Source organism: Sorangium sp. So ce726, from assembly GCF_051521405.1.
Taxonomy (GTDB): domain Bacteria; phylum Myxococcota_A; class Polyangia; order Polyangiales; family Polyangiaceae; genus Sorangium.
The window spans coordinates 7,694,556-7,712,336 of record NZ_CP150349.1 but is presented as its reverse complement, the minus strand read 5'-3'; the positions used below and the strand labels follow the sequence as shown (position 1 = coordinate 7,712,336).

General features: G+C 70.4%; 9 protein-coding genes. 7 read left to right on the top strand and 2 right to left on the bottom strand.

The annotated features are described in order from the left end of the window. The first annotated feature begins 109 nt into the window (after positions 1–109). The 7 genes from WME79_RS28680 to WME79_RS28650 all read left to right on the top strand — a co-directional run bounded on the left by WME79_RS28680 (position 110) and on the right by WME79_RS28650 (position 14,377). A complete protein-coding gene (locus WME79_RS28680) occupies positions 110–814 on the top strand; it encodes a hypothetical protein (protein ID WP_437521165.1) in 705 nt (234 codons plus the stop codon). Positions 815–1,593: 779 nt separating this feature from the next. Then, a complete protein-coding gene (locus tag WME79_RS28675) occupies positions 1,594–1,803 on the top strand; it encodes a hypothetical protein (RefSeq protein WP_437521162.1) in 210 nt (69 codons plus the stop codon). Between the two features lie 214 nt (positions 1,804–2,017). Continuing rightward, positions 2,018–2,752 carry a ferredoxin--NADP reductase gene (locus tag WME79_RS28670; RefSeq protein ID WP_437521161.1) on the top strand — a complete coding sequence of 245 codons (735 nt, stop codon included), beginning with the start codon at positions 2,018–2,020 and terminating at the stop codon, positions 2,750–2,752. Positions 2,753–2,954: 202 nt separating this feature from the next. After that, positions 2,955–5,660 carry a valine--tRNA ligase gene (gene valS, locus WME79_RS28665; RefSeq protein ID WP_437521158.1) on the top strand — a complete coding sequence of 902 codons (2,706 nt, stop codon included), beginning with the start codon at positions 2,955–2,957 and terminating at the stop codon, positions 5,658–5,660. A 357-nt stretch (positions 5,661–6,017) separates the two neighbouring features. After that, positions 6,018–9,884 (top strand): protein kinase domain-containing protein, encoded by a 3,867-nt coding sequence (locus WME79_RS28660; protein WP_437521155.1) that lies wholly within the window; start codon positions 6,018–6,020, stop codon positions 9,882–9,884. Positions 9,885–9,965: 81 nt separating this feature from the next. Next, the gene (locus tag WME79_RS28655; RefSeq protein ID WP_437521152.1) at positions 9,966–10,331 is read left to right on the top strand and encodes a hypothetical protein; all 366 of its coding nucleotides are present in this window, start codon (positions 9,966–9,968) and stop codon (positions 10,329–10,331) included. A 164-nt stretch (positions 10,332–10,495) separates the two neighbouring features. Beyond that, on the top strand, positions 10,496–14,377 hold the full coding sequence (locus tag WME79_RS28650; protein WP_437521150.1) for a protein kinase domain-containing protein: 3,882 nt from the start codon (positions 10,496–10,498) through the stop codon (positions 14,375–14,377). Between the two features lie 459 nt (positions 14,378–14,836). Here WME79_RS28650 and WME79_RS28645 read toward each other — a convergent pair whose 3' ends face one another. Beyond that, positions 14,837–16,537 carry an ATP-binding protein gene (locus WME79_RS28645; protein WP_437521147.1) on the bottom strand — a complete coding sequence of 567 codons (1,701 nt, stop codon included), beginning with the start codon at positions 16,535–16,537 and terminating at the stop codon, positions 14,837–14,839. Positions 16,538–16,643: 106 nt separating this feature from the next. Continuing rightward, complete coding sequence (locus WME79_RS28640; RefSeq protein ID WP_437521144.1) at positions 16,644–17,522, bottom strand: response regulator; 879 nt, start codon at positions 17,520–17,522, stop codon at positions 16,644–16,646. Positions 17,523–17,781 lie beyond the last annotated feature (259 nt).

Genomic DNA, 17,781 nt, shown 5'->3' with positions numbered 1-17,781 from the left:
CGGACGAGCGGGACGCGACGGATGTCCCTGCGCCACGGTTGAGGTATGTCGCTCGCTGATGGGACGAGTCCATTCCCGTTTCGCGCATCCCCCCGCGCCCCTGGCGCGCGTGTCTTCCACCTCCGCGGCCGCGGTGCGTCGCCGCCTCGTCGCGTGGGCGCTCGCCCTTGCCGGCGCGGTGCTCGCCTCGAGCGCGGCCGCGCAGACGCCGGCGGAGGGCGCGGCGCACACGCCGCCCCCGCCGTTCGCTCCCCCCGCGCCCCCTGCCGCGCCGGCCGTGGAGAGGCTCCCGCCGGAGGCGATGTGGGAGGCGACTGTCGCTGCGTACGAGGCGAGGATCGAGGCACTCAAGTACGAGGCGGACTCCATCCACGATTTCGTTGACTCCGAGGACATGCGAGACGCCCACGGGCGCCAGATCGAGCTGGAGATCGAGGCGACGAAGAGAGAGCTCCGCGACTTCGTGGAGCGGACGACCGAGCGGAAGAGCACTGTCATGATGGTCTCGGGGATCGTCCTCGCGAGCCTCGGAGCAGCCGCCCTCGTCACCGGCGCCGTGCTGATCCCCGCGAACCACGACGAGGCCGCCACGAAGCACCGTGACACGTACACGGCGGCCCTGGCGACGGCGGCCGGGGGCGTGGTCGCCGTTGGCGTCGGCCTGCCGCTCTATGTGATCGGCAAGAAGCGGGTGCTGCGGAAAGGACTCGATCCGCGCGGGCCGGCCGCCGCGCGCCTCCTCGTCGGTCCGGGCGCCGTCGCCGCGTCGCCTGGAGCGATCCCCCTCGGCGTGGGGCTGCGCATCGCGTTCTGAGCTGCGGCTCGGCGCCTCGGCGCGCCCGCATGAGCTCCTGTGGCTCGTGAGGCGGAGAAGAAGCGGAAGCAAAAGAGGACACGAACGCTCTGCCAGGACAGCGCGAGATCAGCACGCGTACGGCTCTCCTCCACAGACGCAGAAAGTGCTGGGCGACCTCTGGCTCCGGTGCTAGCGTTGCTGTCGACGCGTCGCCCGCGTCAATCATGGACACTTTCGTCTGATACCACCGCTCCGTCACGCGGCCCCGTGGGGTGAGCGCCTGATGCCCAGGTAGGCACGGCGCCCCTCTGCTGCCGCGCGTGAGCAGCCACGACGGCCGCCCGTAGCCTTTCCGCGCGGGCGTGGGTCGTGTGCTCGTGGGACGGAGCGTGGCCAAACTGCGAACGAGTCCGATGCGCTGGAGGTCGTTGACCTCGCGGTCGCAGCCCCTCGCTCGCTGGCCGCTCGCGCGAAGCACCGAGCCGGATGGTTCGTGGCGCGGCGGGCCGACTCGCCATCTCTCCTGACGGCGAGGCGCTGAGGCGCCTCGCGAGGGGGCGTGTGGCGATGCGGACCGCCCTGCCCCGGCGATGCGTGGAGGTGCGTCCATCGCTCGAGAGCGCCAGTCGAGCGGCCTTTGGGCGGCGTCCGGAGCCAGCGTCCGTCGCGGCATCGGTGTGCCTGCAATCCTGGGTCGTACGATGAATGGAGGGTGTATGAGAGCCGGTTCTTCGAAGGGTTCGTTCAGCCTTGGTGCTCTTTCTGCTGTGGTGATGAGTGATCGAATGGAGGATTCTATGACGGAGCGACCCGCGCCTCTCCCCGAGCGCACACTGCAGCTCGGCTCGGCCAAGGCGCCCGAGCGGCGCCCGCCGCAGACGGGGCCTGTCCCTGCGCCGAAGCCCGCGCACCGGGAGCCTCGCCCGCCGAGCAAGCTCCCCCACCAGGACCGCTCCCGGCCGGCGCTGAACATCCCGCAGCGCCGACGCATGGGTGTGCAGCGGTAGATCCGCCGCCGTTCCGGCGCCGGGGCGCCGTGAACGGGCGGCGGCCCGGCCGTGCGCGCCGGCGGCGTGGAGCCGGAAGGCCTAGACTTCCGCGACTCCACGCCGTCCGGCTGCGCCATGACGGCTCCGATCGTGATTGGGCCAGGGCGAGGGCTGCGGTAAGACCTCGCCACCCGCGCGGCCCAGCAGCTGCTGGCCCCGCAGAGGCCCGATCATGATCCAAGCCGAACCGTTCGAAGCCCGCCTCGTCGCCGTCCGGCCTCTCAGCCCCTTCGTGCGAGAGCTCTCGTTCGAGCGCGCTGACGGCAGGGCGTTCCTGTTCGAGGCCGGGCAATGGGTCAACCTCGTCCTCCCGCTCCCGGGTGGTGAGGTGAAGCGCGCCTACTCGATCGCTTCTGCCCCCGACGGCTCGCCTCGCTTCGATCTGGCGGTCACCCGGGTGGAGGGCGGGGCCGGCTCGGAGTACCTGCACCGGCTGGAGCCCGGCGCGACGCTCCGCGCCGTCGGCCCGCACGGGCTCTTCACGCGCGATCCCGAGAGCCCTGCGCCCTCGCTGTTCGTCGCCACCGGCACCGGCGTCACGCCGCTCCGGAGCATGCTGCACGCGTCGCTGCGCGCCGGGGTAGCCGCGCACCTGTGGATCCTGTTCGGCGCGCGCTTCGAGGAGGACATCATCTACCGCGACGAGCTCGAGGCGCTCGCGCGCGGCTCGGACCGGATCCGCTACGAGATCACGCTCTCGCGCGGCGGCCCGTCCTGGTCGGGCCGCCGCGGCTACGTGCAGGCGCACGTGCCCGAGCTCTACCGGGAGCTGGCCGGGGTGAGCGGGGATCCGGCCCCGCACGTCTTCATCTGCGGCCTCGATCGGATGGTCTCGCTCGTGCGCGAGCTCGCCCGTGGCGAGCTCGGCGTCCCCCGCAAGCACGTCCACGTCGAGCGCTACGACTGACCCGCCGCCCCGGCGAGCGCGTCCACGTCGAGCGCCGCGGCGGAGCCGGCGGCCTCTCCAGGACGGAGCCGCCGATCTCTGGCGGACGCGAGCGCCGATCGCCCTCCGGTGACGCGGCGCGCCTTGAGCGTTACCCTGGGTACGACGTAGGATGCGCGCCCCCGCGGGCGGTACCTGCGGGGTCAGTTCTGCAGGTGATCACGTGACGACCAAGAAGACGTTCCGCACCATCGATCCAGCGACGCTCCCGAAGCATTTCGACTCGCCCGTCGCCGAGCAGCGCCTGGCCGACGCGTGGGAGGCCGACGGGACGTACCGTTATGACCCCTCGCGCCCCCGCGAGGAGACCTTCGTGGTCGACACGCCTCCGCCGACCGCCTCGGGCTCGCTGCACATCGGCCACGTCTTCAGCTACACGCACACGGACGTCATCGTCCGGCAGCGCCGGATGCTCGGGTTCAACATCTTCTACCCCATGGGCTGGGACGACAACGGCCTGCCCACCGAGCGGCGCGTGCAGAACTATTTCCACGTCCGCACGGACGTGCGCACGCCGTACGAGCGCGGCCTCTCGCTGCCGCAGGCGGCGCCGGAGGCGCTCAAGAAGGAGCAGCCGCGCATCGTGTCGCGGCCGAACTTCATCGAGCTCTGCCACAAGGTCACGCGCGAGGACGAGCAGGTCTTCAAGGCGCTCTTCCGCCGGGTGGGCCTCTCGGTCGACTGGCAGTACGAGTATGCCACCATCGATGATCACTGCCGCAGGACGGCGCAGCTGTCGTTCCTGGATCTGCACGAGAAGGGCCACCTCTACTCGGTCTTCGCGCCCACGATGTGGGACGTCGATTTCCAGACCGCGGTCGCCCAGGCGGAGGTCGAGGATCGCCCGCAGTCCGGCGCGTTCCACGACATCGCGTTCGCGGTGGAGGGCACGGGCGAGCAGCTCGTCATCGCGACGACGCGCCCGGAGCTGCTCGCGGCCTGCGTGGGCGTGACGGCGCACCCCGAGGATCCGCGGTATCAGCACCTCTTCGGCAAGACGGCGCTCACGCCGATCTTCCGCGCGCCGGTGCCCATCTTCCCGAGCACGCTCGTGGATCGCGAGAAGGGCACGGGCATCCTGATGGTCTGTACCTTCGGCGACGCGACGGACGTGATCTGGTGGCGGGAGCAGAAGCTCCCGCTCCGGCAGATGCTCGGCAAGAACGGCCGTATCCTCCCCGTGACGTTCGGGGAGGGCGACTTTCAGAGCCGCGATCCGGCCGCCGCGAACGCCGCGTATGCCCCGCTCCAGGGCAAGGGGGTGAAGCAGGCGCGCACGGCCGTGGTCGAGCTCCTCCGCCGCGAGGAGCACGCGGCGGTGGTGGGCACAGGCCCGGCGCTGCGGGGCGAGCCGAAGCCGATCGAGCGGGCGGTGAAGTTCTTCGAGAAGGGCGATCAGCCGCTCGAGTTCGTGCCCACGCGGCAGTGGTTCGTCCGGCTCGCCGACAAGAAGGAGAAGCTCCTCGAGTTCGGCGACAAGATCGAGTGGCACCCGGATTTCATGCGCCTCAGGTACCGCAACTGGACCGAGGGGCTCCAGGGCGACTGGTGCATCAGCCGCCAGCGGTATTTCGGCGTGCAGTTCCCGGTCTGGTATCCGCTCGACGCCGAGGGCAACCCGGATCACGGTCGGCCGCTGCTCGCGACGCGCGAGATGCTCCCGGTCGATCCGACGGTCGACGTGCCGCCCGGGTACGATGCGTCTCAGCGGGACAAGCCGGGCGGCTTCACGGCGGAGTCCGACGTGTTCGACACGTGGTTCACGAGCTCGCTCACGCCGCAGATCAGCTCGCACTGGGGCCTCGACGAGGGGCGCCACGCGCGGCTGTTCCCGGCCGATCTGCGCCCGCAGGCGCACGACATCATCCGGACGTGGGCGTTCTACACGATCGCGAAGGCGATGCTGCACGAGGCGTCGGTGCCGTGGCGTCATATCGCGATCTCGGGGTGGATCCTCGACCCCGATCGCAAGAAGATGTCGAAGAGCAAGGGCAATGTCGTGACGCCGATGCACCTGCTGGACAACTACTCGTCGGATGCGGTCCGCTACTGGTCGGCGAGCGCGCGGCTCGGCACGGACACGGCCTTTGACGAGAAGGTGCTGAAGATCGGCAAGCGCCTGGTGACGAAGATCTGGAATGCGGGCAAGTACGTGCTCAGCCAGTCTGCGGAGGTCCATCCGGTCTCCGAGGAGCTGGATCGGGCGTTCTTGCACAAGCTGTCGGCGGTGGTGGCGGACGCGACGCGCTCGTTCGAGGCGCAGGAGTTCGCGGCGGCGCTCGAGCGGACGGAGGATTTCTTCTGGCGCTGGTTCACCGACGCTTATCTGGAGCTGGCAAAGGCGCGGGCGCGCGGCGAGGGCGGTGCTGGTGATGCGGCGCGGGGCTCGGCGGTGGCTGCGCTGAGGCTCGGGCTCTCGGTGCTGCTGCGGTTGTTCGCGCCGGTGCTTCCGTACATCACCGACGAGGTCTGGGCCTGGGTGTATGCGGAGGAGACGGGGCAGCGGTCGATTCACCGGGCGAAGTGGCCGGCGGCGGGGGATTTCGCGGAGATCGCGGCGCCGGCGGACGCGGGGCTCCTGGAGCTTGCGGCTGCGGCGATGGCGGCGGTCAACAAGCGAAAGAGCGAGCTCGGCGCGAGCGTGGGGCGCGTGGTGACGGATCTGGCGTTCGGCGCGAATGCGGCGACGCTGGCGCGGCTGAAGCCGGCGCTGGGGGATGTGCTCGCGGCGGTGCGGGCGGGGGGGGCGCACGAGCTCGTGGAGCGGGCGGAGCTCGCGGACGGTGAGGTCCAGGTGGTGCGCTGCGAGCTGGAGGCGGTGGCGGCGCCGGCGGCGGCCGGGGCAGGGGAGGCGGCGGCCACGGAGTAACACGGCATCGAGATCGGCCCGGCCCTCGTGGAGGGAGCACGCCGCGCGGCGCGCGCACGGGCTGAACTCGCCGGAGACGTCCTGTGCCCGTCGCGCTGCGCGCGCCGGACACAGGACGTTAATTGGGCTCAGACAACAGCCCGTGCGCACGCCGCGCGGCGTGCTCCCTCCACGAGGGCCTACGGCTTTGCTGAGGGGATGAGAGTGCGTCGTGGCATCAGGGCACGCGGACCCCGGGGCATCGCGGGGAACCCAACGCTCAGATGATGGAAATCACCTCGCTTTTGTGGTGATCTGTTCCGGTCGCGCGCGAGAAGCAGGCACCCCGGGGTTCGCGCGAAGTACATAGGAACGGTGATGCGCGCTTCGGACGTGGTCGAGGATCGGTTCGAGATCGAGCGGCTCGCCGGATCCGGTGGGATGGGCGACGTCTACCGTGCGCGTGACCTGCGGTCGGGGGAGGCGGTCGCGCTGAAGGTGCTGCAGAGCACGAACGTACGCGACCTGACCCGGCTCTCGCGGGAGGCAGAGGCGCTCGTCACGCTCCGGCTGCCAGGGGTCGTGCAGTACGTGGCGCACGGAATGACCGCCACCGGGCGACCCTACCTTGCCATGGAGTGGCTCGACGGCATTACCCTGGAAGAGAGGCTCGCTCAAGGACCTCTCTCGATGGCCGAGAGCGTGATCCTGGCAGCACGGGTGGCGACAACGCTCGGCGCGGTCCACCAGCTCGGCATCGTTCACCGCGACCTCAAGCCGAGCAACCTGATGCTGGTAGATGGCGCCGTCGAGCGCGCCACGCTCCTCGACTTCGGCATTGCTCGGGATATCCGGCTCGCGCGGAGCCTCACGGCGCCCGGCGCGGTCCTCGGCACACCCGGGTACATGGCCCCCGAGCAGGCGCGCGGCGAGTCGACGGTCGACGCCCGCGCCGATGTATTCGCGCTCGGCTGCATGCTGTTCGAATGCATCGCGGGGCGCCCGCCGTTCCTTGGCGATAACGCGCTCTCGCTCCTCGTGAAGGTCGTCCTGGAAGATCCGCCACGGCTCGGGGAGCTCCGCGACGGTCTTCCGGAGCCTCTGGAGCGCCTCGTGGCCCGGATGTTGTCGAAGTCGGCGGAGCGCCGGCCGCGCGACGGCACCGCTGTCGCCGAGGAGCTTGCAACTCTGGCGCGCGCAGCGCTCCCCAGCGGAGAGGGCGAGACCGCGGACCCGCCTGCGCCGAGCGTGGAGATCACGACGGCTGAGCGCCGGGTTATGTGCGTCATCCTGGCCGCTGATGGAAGCGCGGACGCGGACGCCACGCTTTCCGAGGCCGAGTGCGCCTCTCGCACCGAGGCGTTGCGTCAGATTGCCGCGCGTCACGGTGGGCGCCTCGAACTTCTTCAGTCGAACTGGCTGCTCATCGCGTTGTTCGGCGCCGAGGCCCCGACCGATCTGGCCGCGCGTGCGGCCCACTGCGCGTTTGCGCTGCGGGATGAGCTCGGTGGCGTGCCCATGGCCATCGCCACGGGAATGGCCGAGGTCGCCGGGCGGCTGCCGGTCGGGGCGCTGATCGATCGCGTCGTGCAGCTTTTCCCGCAGCGCGCTCGGTTGCCAGAGTCGGGCATCCGGCTCGACAGCGCGACGGCAGGCCTGCTCGCCAGGTCCTTCGAGATCGCGCAGGCGGACGACGGTGCCTGGCTCCGCGGCTCGAAGGAGGAGCCGGACACCGTCCCCCGGCTCCTCGGCAAACCGACGCCGTGCGTGGGCCGCGAGCGCGAGCTTTTGCAGCTCGCGGCCGAGTGGCGCCATTGCGTGGACGAGCCCGCCGCGAGCGCCGTGGTCGTCGTTGGCGCCCCCGGTCTTGGCAAATCGCGCCTCGCCTGGGAGTTCCTCCATGAGAGGAGCGAGGCCGCCGAGATCTGGATTGGCAGGGCCGATCCGATGGCGGCGGGCTCTGCGTTCGGCCTCCTCGCCCAGGCGCTGCGCCGCGCGATGGGCATCCTCGACGGCGAGCCGCTGGAGGTGCGGCGTCGCAAGGTGCTCGCCCGGGTGGAGCGGCTCGGCGAACTCGGGGCCAAGGCCCCACACGTCGCGGCGTTCCTCGGCGAGCTGGTGGGGGCGCCCTTCCCCGACGAGGGCGATGTGCAGCTCCAGGCGGCGCGCCAGAGCCCCGTGCTGATGGGGGACCGCCTCCGCGAGGCGTTCGAGGATTTCGTACAGGCCGAGTGCCAACAGCAGCCGGTGCTCCTCGTGCTCGAGGATCTGCACTGGGGCGACCTGCCCACGGTGACACTCATCGACGCCGCGCTCCAGCGTGCCGGGAATCTGCCGTTCTTCGTGCTGGCGCTCGCCCGCCCGGAGGTCCACGAGCTCTTCCCGACGCTCTGGAGCGAGCGTCACGGGCTCCGGATCCGCCTTGCGCCGCTGTCCCGGCGTGAGAGCGAGCGGCTCGTGCGGGAGGTGCTCGGCGATGGCGTCGGGCCCGAGCAGGTGGAAGCGCTTGTCGCGCGCGCCGAGGGCAATGCGTTCGTGCTGGAGGAGCAGATTCGTGCCGTGGCCGAGGGCAGGGGTGAGGGCATGCCCGAGACGGCGCTCGCGCTGGTGCAGGCGCGGCTCGCGGCGCTAGGCGTCGAGGAGCGTCGCGTGTTGCGCGCGGCGAGCGTCTTTGGCGAGACGTTCTGGGAAGGCGGGGTAGTCGCTCTGGTGGGTGGTGCGCCCGTGGCGCGGCAGCTCACCGAGCTCGCCCGTCGAGAGCTCATCCGGCGGCAGCGCGAGGCGCGCGTCGCGGGTGAGGTGGAGTACGAGTTCCGGCACGCGCTGGTGCGAGAAGCAGCTTACGAGATGCTCACCGAGCGCGACCGCCGCGTCGGACACGGCCTTGCGGGCGACTGGCTGGATCGAGGTGGAGCTGCGGACGCCATGGCGTTGGCGGAGCACTTCGAGATGGGCGGCGCGCCGTCGCGAGCGGCCGATGCCTACCTGCGCGCGGCCGAGGAGGCGCTCCGGGGCGGCGACCTCCCTGCGGTGATCGAGCGGGCCGAGCGTGGTATCGGCTGCGGGGCGGCTCCGGAAGTCGCCGGCAGGCTTCGCCGGGTTCAGGCTGAGGCACACCTCTGGCGCGGTGACGTCTCCAAGGCACTGGAGCGGGGTCTCGAAGCGATTGAGCGGCTCGAGTACGGTTCGACGGAATGGTACTCGGCGACCTCGCACGTGGTCTTCGCGTCATTCAAGCTGGGCCGGTTCGATGAAACCGTGCGCTGGACCAATGTGGCAGCGGGCACTGTGCCCATGGTCGACGCGCAAAGCGTCAAGCTTATCTGTCTTGCTGGCGCCGCAACTGTACTGACGCTGGTGGGTCGCTATGCAGAGGGGCGCGCTCTGATCGAAACTGTCGAGCGCGGCTATGGGAACACCGATACGCTCGACGTCGAGGCGGTCGCGCACCTTCACGAGGCGCGCGCTACTCATGCCGTCTGCACGGGCGATCTGGTCGCTGGTTTGGATGGCATGGAAGCCGCAAACCGCGCCTACGAGCAGGCCGGTGATCGTCGTAACGCTTGCAGTACACGCGTCGGCATGGGCGTCATCTACGCAGAGCTCGGCGATTTCACGATGTCGCACTCGATGCTGCGCGCCGCGCTGGTGGAGGCTGACCGGATGCATTTGCAGGATCTGAAGCTCGGCACTGGAGCTAACCTCGCGCATGTCCTGGCGTCTCGTGGTCAGTTGACCGAGGCGCGGGCGCTCGCCGAGTCCGCTGCGTCGGCGAGCCGGTCAGCGGGCCTGGTACACGTGGAGCTATTTGCTCGCAGCTATCTTGCAAAGATCGTCCTCACCGCCGGCGAGTTCGATGCCGCCGAGCGCGAGGCGCGCGCCGCAGTGACGCTCTCGCAGAGCGCCCCGACGCTCGGCGTACTCGCCTCTGCTGTCCTCGCCCGTGCGCTGCTCGGGCTCGGACGTATCGACGAGGCGATGCGGGCTGCCGCCGAGGCGAGCTTGCAGCTGGCAGAGTTCGGTACGCTGGAAGCAGGTGAGTCATTCGTCCGGCTGACCTATGCCGAGGTGCTCGCCGCGAGTGGAAGGCGCGCCGAGGCTACCGCCGCGATCGCGTCAGCCAGGACGGCGCTGCTCACGCGCGCCGAGAAGCTCAGTGACCCGACCTGGCGCGAGCGCTTCCTCCGCGACGTGCCGGACAACGCCCGCACGCTCGAACTCGCGTGGCAGTGGCTCGGTAGCTGAGCGATCGGGTGATGGCCGAGATGGATGCACCCTGCTCACATGCCATGTCCCGGTGCACCACGAACGTCATCGGACCCGCCGGTGCTTCCGCACATCACCGATGAGGTCTGGGCCTGGGTGTACGCGGAGGGGACGGGGCAGCGGTCGATCCACCGGGCGAAGTGGCCTGCGGCGGGGGATTTCGCGGAGGTCGCGGCGCCGGCGGACGCGGGGCTCCTGGAGCTGGCGGCTGCGGCGATGGCGGCAGTCAACAAACGGAAGAGCGAGCTCGGCGCGAGCGTGGGGCGCGTGGTGACGGATCTGGCGCTGGGGGCGAACGCGGCGACGCTGGCGCGGCTGAAGCCGGCGCTGGGGGACGTGCTCGCGGCGGTGCGGGCGGGGGCGCACGAGCTCGTGGAGCGGGCGGTGCTGGCGGACGGTGGGGGCCAGGTGGTGCGCTTTTGCTGAGGGACGTGAGAGCGTTGCGGTATCCCGGGACATGCGGCGTCTGGGGCATCGACAGGAATCCAACGCTCGGATGATGAAAATTACCTCGGTTTTGTGGTGACCTGCGCCGGTCGCGCGCGAGAAGCAGGCACCCCGGGGCTCGCGTGAACTACATTGCAGCTGCAATGCGCGATTTGGACGTGCTCGAGGAACGGTTCGAGATCGAGCGGTTCGCCGGAAGTGGCGGGATGGGGGAGGTCTATCGCGCGCGGGACCGGCGGTCGGGGGAGGCGGTCGCGCTCAAGGTGCTGCACAGCGCGAGCGAGGGCGATCTGCGCCGGTTTGCACGGGAGGCGGAGGTTCTGGTCACGCTCCGGCTGCCCGGGGTGGTGCGGTACGTGGCGCACGGGACGACGGGCGCAGGACAGCCATACCTGGCGATGGAGTGGCTGGACGGCGTGACGCTGGAAGAGAGGCTCGCTCAAGGACCGCTGTCCATGGCGGAGAGCGTGACCCTGGCGGCGCAGGTGGCGACGACGCTCGGCGCGGTCCACCAGCAGGGCATCATCCACCGCGACCTGAAGCCGAGCAACCTGATGCTGGTGGGCGGCGCGGTGGAGCGAGCGACGCTGCTCGACTTCGGCGTCGCGCACGAGATCTGGCTCACACGGAGCCTGACGGCGCCCGGAGCGATCCTTGGAACGCCCGGGTACATGGCCCCCGAGCAGGCGCGCGGTGACTCGGCCATCGACGCCCGTGTCGACGTGTTCGCGCTCGGATGCGTGCTGTTCGAGTGCCTCGCGGGGCGCCAGCCGTTCCTGGGCGACAACGTGCTGTCGCTCCTCGTGAAGGTCGTGCTGGAAGAGCCGCCGCGGCTCGGGGAGCTGCGTGACGGCATCCCCGAGCCGCTCGATCGCCTCGTGGCCCGGATGCTGTCGAAGTCGGCGGAGCACCGGCCGCGCGACGGCGCCGCCGTCGCAGCGGAGCTCGCCGCCTTCGCCGGCGCCGACGAGGGGCTCGCCGCAGGAAGGAGCGCGGTTGCGGCGCCGCGCGCGCCCGGCGAGGAGATCACGACGTCGGAGCGGCGGGTCATGTGCGTCATCCTGGCCGCCAGCGGCAGCGAGGAGACCGACGCCACGCTGTCGGAGGCCGATGGCGCCGCGCGGGCCCAGGCGCTGCGGGACATCGCTGCGCGCCACGGCGGGAGCCTCGATTTCCTGCAGTCGAAGTGGCTGCTCATCGCGCTGTCGGGCGCCGAGTCGCCGACGGACCTCGCGGTGCGAGCGGCCCATTGCGCGCTCGCGCTCCGGACGGTGCTTGGCGGCGCACCCATGTCGGTCGCGACAGGGCTGGCGGAGATCGAGGGGAGGCTGCCAGTCGGCGAGCTCGTCGATCGCGTGGCCCAGCTGATCGTCGGGCGCGACGGCCCAGCATCCAGGGGTATCCGGCTCGACAGCGCGACGGCAAGCCTGCTCGCGAGCCGCTTCGAGACCGTCCAGGGGTTGGACGGGTGCTGGCTTCGCGGCCGGAAGGAGGAGCCGGACACGGTGCCGAGGCTGCTCGGGAAGCCGACGCCGTGCGTGGGGCGCGAGCGCGAGCTCTCCCAGCTCGCGGCCGAGTGGCGCCATTGCGTGGACGAGCCCGCCGCGAGCGCGGTGGTCGTCGTGGGGGCCGCGGGCATGGGCAAGTCGCGCCTCGCGTGGGAGTTCTTGCGCGCCATCAAGGAGCAGCGCGAGGCCGCCGAGGTCTGGATCGGCAGGGCGGATCCGATGGCGGCCGGCTCCGCGTTCGGCCTCGTTGCCCAGGCGCTCCGCCGCGCCATGCACATCCTCGACGGCGAGGCGCTGGAGGTGCGGCGGAGCAAGGTGCTGGCCCGGGTCGAACGGCTCGACGGGCTCGGGAGCAAGGGGTCGCACGTCGCGGCGTTCCTCGGTGAGCTGGTGGGGGCGCCCTTCCCCGACGAGGGCGATGTGCAGTTGCAGGCGGCTCGCCAGAGCCCGGTGCTGATGGGGGATCGGATCCGCCAGGCGTTCGAGGACTTCGTTCGGGCCGAGTGCCAGCGGCAGCCAGTGCTGCTGGTGCTGGAGGATCTGCACTGGGGCGACCTGCCGACGGTGCGGCTGATCGACGCGGCGCTCCAGCACGCGAGGGACTTGCCGCTGCTGGTGCTGGCGCTCGCGCGCCCCGAGGTGGACGAGCTGTTTCCAGAGCTCTGGCGCCAGCGGGTCGGGCTTCGGCTGCGGCTCGGGGCGCTGCCCCGGCGCGCGAGTGAGCGGCTCGTGCGGGAGGTGCTGGGCGACGGCGTGAGCGCAGCGCAGGTGGACGAGCTGCTGGCGCGCGCCGAGGGCAACGCGTTCGTACTGGAGGAGCAGATCCGCGCGGTAGCCGAGGGCCGTGGTGAGGGCATGCCGGAGACGGCGCTTGCGATGGTGCAGGCGCGGCTGGAGGCGCTGGGCGTGGAGGAGCGGCGGGTGCTGCGCGCGGCGAGCGTGTTCGGCGAGACGTCGTGGGAAGGTGCGGTGGCTGCGCTGGTGGGCAACACGCCTGTGGCGCAGCCGCTCGCGGAGCTGGCGCGGCGGGAGCTGCTGGTGCGGCGGCGCGAGGCGCGGATCGCGGGCGAGGTGGAATACGAGTTCCGGCACGCGCTGGTGCGGGAAGCGGCCTATGGCATGCTGACCGAGCGCGACCGCCGCGTTGGGCACAGCCTTGCGGGCGATTGGCTGGCGCGGGCCGGCGGGGCGGACGCGATGGTGCTGGCGGAGCACTTCGAGATCGGCGGGGCTCCAGCGCGTGCGGCGGAGGCGTACCTGCGCGCGGCGGAGGGGGCGCTCCGCGGTGGCGATCTCGAAGCGGCGATCGCGCGCGCCGACCGGGGTATCGGCTGCGACGTGGCCGGCGAGGCCGCGGGCAGGCTGCGCTGGGTCCAGGCGGAGGCCCATGTGTGGCGCGGCGATCTCGCGCTCTCCGTGGAGCGGGGGAGCGAGGCGCTGGCCCTGGTGGAGCGCGGCTCGGCAGCGTGGTTCTCGGCCATGACCCCCCTGGTATGGGCCGCGTCCAAGCTGGGGCGGCTGGACGAGGTCGAACGCTGGATGACCGAGGCGGTGGACATGGCCGCTTCGGACGACGCGCAGAGCGCGAAGCTCCGCTGCCTGTCTGCGGGTACGATCGTGCTGTCGGTGGGGGGGCGGTACACCCAAGGCGCCGCGTTGCTCGATGGGGTCCAGCGCGCCCTCGCGGACATGGAAGCGCGAGAGTTCGAGGTGGTCGCGCACCTCCATGAAGCGCGCTCGGCTTACGCGATCTGCACCGGCGATCTAGGCGCCGGCGCTGTCAGCCTGGAAGCCGCGTTGCTCGCCTTCGAGCAGGCTGGCGATCGTCGCAACGCGTGCAGCATCCGGGCGTGCCTGGGCTCCACGTGCACGGAGCTCGGCGATTTCGAGACGGCCCAATCGATGCTGCGGACAGCTGTGGAGGCGGCCGACCGGATGCACCTGGACGAGGCGAAGTTCAGCGCGCAGGCCAACCTCGCGCAGGTCCTCGGGTACCGCGGGCGGCTCGCCGAGGGGCGCGTGCTCGCCGAGGAGGCGGTCGCGTCGAGCCAGGGAGCGGGCATGGTGCGCACGGAGCTCTTCGCTCGCTGCTACCTGGCGAAGATCGCCCTCGCCATGGACGATGTCGAGGCCGCCGAGCGCGAGGCGCGCGCCTCCATCGCGCTCTTCGAGAGCGCGCCGACGCTCGGCGTGCAGGCCTTCTCCGTCCTCGCGCGCACGCTGCTCCGGCTCGGGCGCACCGACGAGGCGATGCGGGCTGCTGCCGAGGCGAGCTCGCGGTTGGCAGAGTTCGGCACGCTGGAAGAGGGCGAGTCGCTCGTCCGCTTGACCTATGCCGAGGCGCTCGCTGCGAGCAACAGGCGCTCCGAGGCCGAGGTCGCGATCGCGTCGGCCAGGGCTGCGTTGCTCGCGCGCGCCGAGAAGCTCAGCGACTCGACCTGGCGCGAGCGCTTCCTCCGCGACGTGCCGGACAACGCCCGCACGCTCGAGCTCGCGCGGCAGTGGCTCGGCAGCTGATGATCGTGTGCTGGCCGAGACGGATGCACCCTGCTCACATGTCATGTCCCGGTGCACCATGAACGTCATCGGAGCGCCAGCGGTGCCCCGCGCAGCAGTACGACGGCGACTCGGTGGCGCGATGGGGCGTACGGGCGTGGAGAAAGACGCAGGGCGCCGCTGGCGCGCAACTCTTCGGAGCCGACTCGCCGGTTGAGGTCGAGGCCAAGCGGGGTGCGTTCCGCGGGGCTCGGGCGTTGACCGCGCGGCCATCTGGACATGCGCGGGGGCCATCTGGACAGGTGCGGCGGTCATCTGGACATCCTCGGGGCCATCAGGACATGCCAGGCGCCCATCAGGACATGCAGGCGCCCATCAGGACATGCCAGCCTCCCATCAGGACACGCCGGCGCCCATCGGGACACGCTGATGCCCATCTGGACACCTCGCGCGTTCCTCTGCGCGGGGGACGCCTGCCGCTCAGGCCTCGGACGAGGGCTCGTCGTCGCGCAGCGGCACCACCGCGGGCAGCTCGATGACGAAACGCGAGCCGCCGCCCTCGGGGTCTTCGAGCTCGATGCGCCCCTTCAGCACGTTGACGACGATGTTGTGGACGATGGCCAGCCCGAGCCCCGTGCCACCCTGGCCGATGCCGGTGGTGACGAAGGGCTGGAAGAGCCTCTTGCGCACCGCAGGCGCCACGCCCGGCCCATGATCGCGCACCGCGATCCGCAGGAAGATCCCCCGGTTGTCCACGACACGCTCGACGCGGACGTCGATCGTGCCCCCTTGGACGTCGGGGTAGGCGTAGCGCGCGGAGTTCTGGAACAGGTTGATCAACACCTGCGATAGGTGCCCGGGGAAGCCGTCCCAGGTGAGCTCTTCGCCGGCCGTCGCGGTGGTCGTCACCTCGATCTTCTTGGCCCGGAACTCGGGCGACAAGCTGTCGATGCAGTCGCGCACCACCGTGGTCACGTCGACCTTCACGCGCCGGTCGGTCAGCTGTCCCACCGAGAGCTGCTTGAAGCTCTTGATCAGGTTGTGGGCCCGGAGGATGTTCTTCGAGAGCAGCGCGCAGGCCTCGTTGAGGTCGGCGTCGAGGCCCTCGGCCTCTGCGCCCTCGGCCGAGCGCAGCTGTCTCACCAGCATCTGGATCATCGAGTTGGCGGCGGTGGCGACGCCGAGGGGCGTGTTGATCTCGTGCGACATGCTCGCGACCATGTGGGCGATGCCCTCGAGCCGCTCGACGTACATTTTCTCGCGGAGTATCCGATCGGCGGCCACCTGCTGCTGCAGCCGGAGGGTGCTGTGGGCGATGACCCAGTTCTCGAGGAAGATGCGCGCGTCGCTGGCGATGTCGACCGACGCCGTGGCCGAGAGCGCGCCCGCGCTCATCGCCATGTAAAGCCCGCCCTGCACCGTCGGCAAATCGGCCTGGGCCGGCAGGCTGAAGGACATCAGCGCGGTGTTCGGCGGCAGGCCGAGCTCGTCGCCACGCTGCAGCGTGAACGAGGGCACCCCGCGCGCGAACATCGCCTCGATCGCGGCGAGCACCGGGGGCGGCGCGGCGCCGTGCCGCAGCGACGTGTCCACGCCCTGCGGCTCGGCCGCCCGCATGTCGTGCACGAACACGATGCCGGCGTCGTGCTTCGCCTCGAGGAAGCCCAACGCTTCGTCCATGAACACGAGCAGATCGCGCACCGACGTGACGCTTTGCAGCGCCCGGGTGAAGTTGCGCAGCTGCCGGCCGAACGCCATCAAGGTCGAGATGTCCTGCGAGCTGCGCAGGCAAGCCCGTATCACCGCGAAGAGCTTCTCGGCGGTGACCTCGGGCTTGGACAGGTAGTAGTCGATGTCGTACTCGTTGAGCACCGAGTCTTCGAACGCCGAGCCGGGCTGGCCCGTGCGCAGCACGATGCGCAGTGAGCTCGGGCAGTTCGCGCGGATGTACCGGCACAGCTCGAGCCCAGCGGTCGGGGTCTCCATGACCACGTCGATCAGGGCCACATTGAAGGACGGGCAGTCGGGCGAGCGCAGCGTCGCGAGCGCCTGCGCGGCGCTGCGCGTGCTCGTCAAGTGGAAGGGCCTCTGGCGCCAGAGCCTCCGCTTGAGCGCTATCTGCGTGATTGTGTGCACATCCTCTTCATCATCGACGACAAGGATGTTCCAACCGGTGCTCATGGCGATCCTTCACGCGAAGGGGGGCGGGGGCTCGGTCCAACCTCGAGAGCCGGCCGAGCCTCCGGACGCCGCGCCGGGACGCTCGGCCGGCACACCGGCGCGCGGCTCAGCGCCGCCTTTCGGCCACGAGGATCAGGTCGGAGATGCATTGGGCGAACGTGGCCCACATGCGCACCGTGTAGTCGGGCATGGGATTGTAGTTGGTCTCGCCGACCAGGTCGAAGGCCGGTGTGTCGGCGGTGGCGGCGCGCGATATGAGCACGTGATTGCCCGCGTGCATGAACCGGTCGCCGTTGTGGTTGATCACCTGCGAGGGCTCCCTGGACAGCCGATCGCGCAAGGCGCGCGCCTCGGCCTCCTGGCCGGCGAATTTGCCAATGGCGATCGCGTCGCCATCGATCAGGAGGCAGAAGTGGCACCCATAGTATTCCAGGGGCGAGCCGTCGCGGCGGCGCAGGACCGAGCTGATGACCTCCGGGACGCCGCGTACGATGCGCTCACGGGTCTCGCTCACCGGGATGAACTGGGCCATGAACATGAAGAAGCCCTCGTTGAAGCGAACGAACTCGTGGTGGCGCACGGCGTTGACCACCGTCGCGTGCAGCTTCTCGTTCGTCGCCTCGACCTTGGTCAGGTACGTCGAGATGTCGTAGCGCTCGATCACCTCGCGCTCCGGCGCCTTGCCCGGCTGGCCCGTGCGCACCACGATCGGGGTGACCCGGTTGTTCATGTCCTCACGGATGAACTTGCAGACGTCGAGGCCCGCGTGCTCGGTCTCCATGACCACGTCGATGAGCGCGACCGACAGGTCCGAGAGCTCGGCGGTCGCCTTCAGAAATTTGATGGCGTCGGCCTTGTTCGTGCACTCGTGAACCTTGAGCGGGATGCCGAAGACCCGGACGTGCTTGAGGGCGAGGCGCGAGATGGCCAGCATGTCGGGGTCATCGTCGACAATCAACACATCCCAATGCGTTCGTACCATCATAGGTGATTCTCCGTGAAGAAAGACCGCGGTTGCGGCGTGGGGGACGTGAGGCTCTCGTCCATGTCAAGCCCCTCATGGAGCGCTTCCAGCGTCATCGAGGGTTGATGGGAAGCGAGCTTTTCACGAATTCAAAGCTCGATCCGCCACGCGCACGTCGTACAACCGGCGTGGTGCCGCTTCGATCGGGTGCTGGATGGTAATCCACGGGAACTGCAGACGTTGACGACTGCGAGATCGACGAGATCGGGTCCGTCAGGTG

Excerpts from the sequence above, each read along its gene's own strand:
- WME79_RS28650 (WP_437521150.1), top strand. The coding sequence starts at position 10,496 with ATGCGCGATTTGGACGTGCTCGAGGAACGGTTCGAGATCGAGCGGTTC.
- WME79_RS28670 (WP_437521161.1), top strand. The coding sequence starts at position 2,018 with ATGATCCAAGCCGAACCGTTCGAAGCCCGCCTCGTCGCCGTCCGGCCT.
- WME79_RS28640 (WP_437521144.1), bottom strand. The coding sequence starts at position 17,522 with ATGATGGTACGAACGCATTGGGATGTGTTGATTGTCGACGATGACCCC.
- WME79_RS28675 (WP_437521162.1), top strand. The coding sequence starts at position 1,594 with ATGACGGAGCGACCCGCGCCTCTCCCCGAGCGCACACTGCAGCTCGGC.
- WME79_RS28645 (WP_437521147.1), bottom strand. The coding sequence starts at position 16,537 with ATGAGCACCGGTTGGAACATCCTTGTCGTCGATGATGAAGAGGATGTG.
- WME79_RS28660 (WP_437521155.1), top strand. The coding sequence starts at position 6,018 with ATGCGCGCTTCGGACGTGGTCGAGGATCGGTTCGAGATCGAGCGGCTC.